The 2993-nt window shown below is 61.8% G+C and carries 5 protein-coding genes and 2 pseudogenes; 5 read left to right on the forward strand and 2 right to left on the reverse strand.

Translation table 11 applies throughout. From position 1 onward, the window contains the following. Positions 1 to 100: pseudogene (locus EQG76_RS30340) on the forward strand (IS5-like element ISMex42 family transposase); the annotation flags it as partial. Between the two features lie 209 nt (positions 101 to 309). After that, positions 310 to 549 (forward strand): hypothetical protein, encoded by a 240-nt coding sequence (locus tag EQG76_RS30345; protein ID WP_159718965.1) that lies wholly within the window; start codon positions 310 to 312, stop codon positions 547 to 549. 1 nt (position 550) lies between these two features. Here the strand turns inward: EQG76_RS30345 and EQG76_RS30350 are convergent, their stop codons facing one another. Then, complete coding sequence (locus tag EQG76_RS30350; RefSeq protein WP_159718966.1) at positions 551 to 769, reverse strand: hypothetical protein; 219 nt, start codon at positions 767 to 769, stop codon at positions 551 to 553. A gap of 331 nt (positions 770 to 1100) precedes the next feature. Here EQG76_RS30350 and EQG76_RS30355 point away from each other — a divergent pair, with 331 nt between their 5' ends. The 3 genes and pseudogenes from EQG76_RS30355 to EQG76_RS30365 form a co-directional block, all read left to right on the forward strand. Then, the gene (locus EQG76_RS30355) at positions 1101 to 1409 is read left to right on the forward strand and encodes a hypothetical protein (protein WP_159718967.1); all 309 of its coding nucleotides are present in this window, start codon (positions 1101 to 1103) and stop codon (positions 1407 to 1409) included. A gap of 217 nt (positions 1410 to 1626) precedes the next feature. Further along, entirely contained in the window at positions 1627 to 1845 is a 219-nt protein-coding gene (locus tag EQG76_RS30360; protein WP_159718968.1) for a hypothetical protein, read from the forward strand. Positions 1846 to 2008: 163 nt separating this feature from the next. Then, a pseudogene (locus EQG76_RS30365) lies at positions 2009 to 2389 on the forward strand (IS256 family transposase); the annotation flags it as partial. An 81-nt stretch (positions 2390 to 2470) separates the two neighbouring features. Here EQG76_RS30365 and EQG76_RS30370 read toward each other — a convergent pair. Continuing rightward, a partial coding sequence (locus EQG76_RS30370) for an isochorismatase family protein (RefSeq protein ID WP_159718969.1) occupies positions 2471 to 2993 on the reverse strand: 523 nt, incomplete at its 5' end.

The following is a 2993-nucleotide window of genomic DNA, read 5'->3' on the forward strand; positions in this document are numbered from 1 at the left end:
CAAGGAGTGGCGGGCGATTGCCACCCGCTACGAGAAGACCGCCCGCTCCTTCATGGGCGTCCTCTGCCTTGCAGCTACTCTCGACTGGCTCAAGAACTAACGGGGCCTAATGACGTTGCCTGTTAGGCCACTTGGTCCGCTTCACTCTCGTGAGCGTCCCGCCCTGACCGACGCAGCCCCTAACCGCTCGACGTGGCTGGCAACCGTACTAATGGCCATAGCGGATCACGGTACCGCGGTTTTGCAAGAGGCGGAACCACAACGTGTTGCCGTTTTCAAGATTGGTCAGATGTCGCAGAATTCTGCGATATGAAGACCGACCCATCCGCCAACATCTACGACCCCATTCGCGCCACGCCGAACCGGTGGTTCGAGGAATCCGGGCTGAGCCTGAACAAGTGGCGCAAGCTGGCTGGCGTCAGCCAGAACTACCCGATCCAGGTGTTGGACGACACGATTGCTACGCCGGCACTGGACAAACTGCAGATGTTGTGCAGCGATTTGAATAAAACACTCCGGGATTTGTTAAAAGAGGCGAAAAGGAGATGAGCTAGATCAAAAATTGCCGCATCTGATCATCGGCGGCACCCAGCTTCTCGGCCTTGAAGGTAACCCCAGGAGCGGCACCGACCGGCCGGAACTTGGCGAACCACGTCCCGGTCGGAGTCGTCCGGGCGCGATAGTAGCCGATCAGGCAACCTGGACTGATCTTCGACCAGTACGACTCCTTGCGTGGCTTCAGCTCAGCCCGTGCGGTCCGGTTCTCCAAGCGACGTTCACGCGGTGCACGCGCCATTCGACAGCCCGCCCTAACTCACTCCTAAACGGATAATCCCGCATTCCGGCGGACGTGCTGTGGCCGAGGTGGCGTCCAAACCTCCGCCTGACCGGTATATTGTCCTAGCAAGTCGAGCCAACTGCCCCTCGTGACGCGTCCGTCCCTGTGGAGCCTTACCGGAAGGTGCGGCGGCCACTCTTGAACACGCCGCCACGACTGCCTAGTTCGTCGGCTGAACCCGATCCGGGCCCCTCTGGCGCAAGTCTCCTGCCACTTGTGCGATGTCGGATCCTCAGAATCCGTCTGTCAGCGGAAAGCAGCCATGATCTGGGATTTCGTCTCAGCACTCGTCCGCCTGTTCATCATCGAGCCCTTTCAGGTCGAAGTTGACGAGCACCTGCGTCGTTTGGGCGCGCCCACTGCTGTCGTGCAGGAGGTCGCTAGCTGCGCCTCTGCTGCCCAGCCGGTTCTGGTCGAGCGGATCAGCGAGGATCCCTGGTGGGGAGCTGCTACCATCGTCCGCCTCTGGCTCGGCACCACTAGTTACGAAGCCGTGCTGGGCGCTCAGGTCCCTGCCTGTGTTCCCGCTCTACAGGCAGCACAGCCTTACCTTCAGGATGCCGATGAGTGAGGCTGGTTCACACGCCAGATTCTTCGCTGTCATTGGAATCTTCGAAGCTTCCAAAATAGCAACGAGGCTTCCCAGCGTTGGCATCGGCGTCGCCTGACCGAAAGTCCCTGGTCGGCAGCTTGATGCCAGAGTCCAGGCGCAAGTCGCGGACGTAGATGTCCCATAGCGGGTGCCTCGGCTGGCTCCTCGAGCCGACGATGGCCAGCAGCCCGCCGAGGTGTTCCAGCTGCTCGGCCACCAGGTGGACGACCTCGCCCTACTTTTGTACCCGGCCCAGGACCTCAAGCATCCGGCTGCCAAGGACGATGCGGCGATAGCGCTCGAACACCGACAACCACACCACCAGGCTGGCGATGCCGTCCTCATCCTTGATGGTGAGGAACAGAACGCGGCTGGCCGAGCCCAGGCGTTAGCGGACCAAGCCGGCCACGGCTAGGCGACTACCATCCGACCTCGTGGCGATGTGCCAGCACGCCCGTGGCCGGTGCTGGAAAGCGCGTTCCGCAGGAAAGATGCGCGAGGGTGGTGTATGCTCAAGCCGATGGCGAGGTAGGCCACTACGACTTCACCATCCCCAGTCAGCGGCTGCCGCGCGACCTCAGACCCGGCCGCTGGAGCCAGTCTACCCCCTGGTCTTCTTCGATGCCTTGCGCATGAAGATCCGCGATGAAGGCATCGTCAGGAACAAGGCGGTACACATCGTGCTGGGGGTTTGCGCCGACGGAACCAAGGAGATCTTGGGCCTGTGGCCGGAGCAAAAAAATGAAGGCGCCAGGTTCTGGCTCAGGGTCATGAACGAGCTCAAGAACCGTGGCGTCAAGGACGTGCTGGTCGCCGTGGTCGATGGCCTGAAAGGCTCCCCTGAAGCGATCCTAGCGGTGTTCCCTGAAGCAGCCATCCAGACCTGTATCGTCCATCTGCTCCGGCACAGCTTGGACTTCGTGTCGTACAAGGACCGCAAAACGGTAGCCGGGGCGCTAGGCTTCTCTGTGAGGTGAGGGTGGCGAGGCTCTACATACGGATCGCTCTGGATTCGTATCGAAACTCGCCATCCGGCTTGGTTAGCCTGCGGCGCTCGGCACCGGCGTGTTGAGCAGCTGCTGCTCCCACAGGAACGCGATGCCGCTGCCGGCCATATGATCCTTGAGGAGCTCAACGAATGCAGCGCTGGTCTTCGTTCGCGCATGGTCGCGCTGCCATTCGGACGCAAGCGCCAGCCATGTCATCATGTTGCAGCCAGCCGCGATCATGCGCTGGATAGCCACCTGATGGGCCTCGACCGACACGGCGCCGCAGGCGTCCGTGATCACCGTCACATCCCAACCTTCGCCGGCAGCCTGAATCGCCGGCATTGCGACGCAGATCTCCGTGTACAGGCCCGCGATGACCAGCTGCTTGCGGCCGGTCGCCTGGACCGCGTCCACGACCTTCCGGTCCTCCCAGGTGTTGATAAGCGTCCGGTCAATCACCTCCTGGCCGGGGAACACGTCGGTAATCTGCGGGAAGATGAAGCCGCCACGGTCGGCGATCACGCTGGTTAAGATGGTAGCAACGCCGAAGGCCTTGGCGGCTTTCGCCAGAGCC

This window comes from Geminicoccus flavidas (genome assembly GCF_009806515.1).
Taxonomy (GTDB): Bacteria; Pseudomonadota; Alphaproteobacteria; order Geminicoccales; family Geminicoccaceae; genus Geminicoccus; species Geminicoccus flavidus.

Coding starts and splice junctions, on each gene's coding strand:
- EQG76_RS30355 (WP_159718967.1), top strand. CDS start 1,101: ATGATCTGGGATTTCGTCTCAGCACTCGTCCGCCTGTTCATCATCGAG.
- EQG76_RS30345 (WP_159718965.1), top strand. CDS start 310: ATGAAGACCGACCCATCCGCCAACATCTACGACCCCATTCGCGCCACG.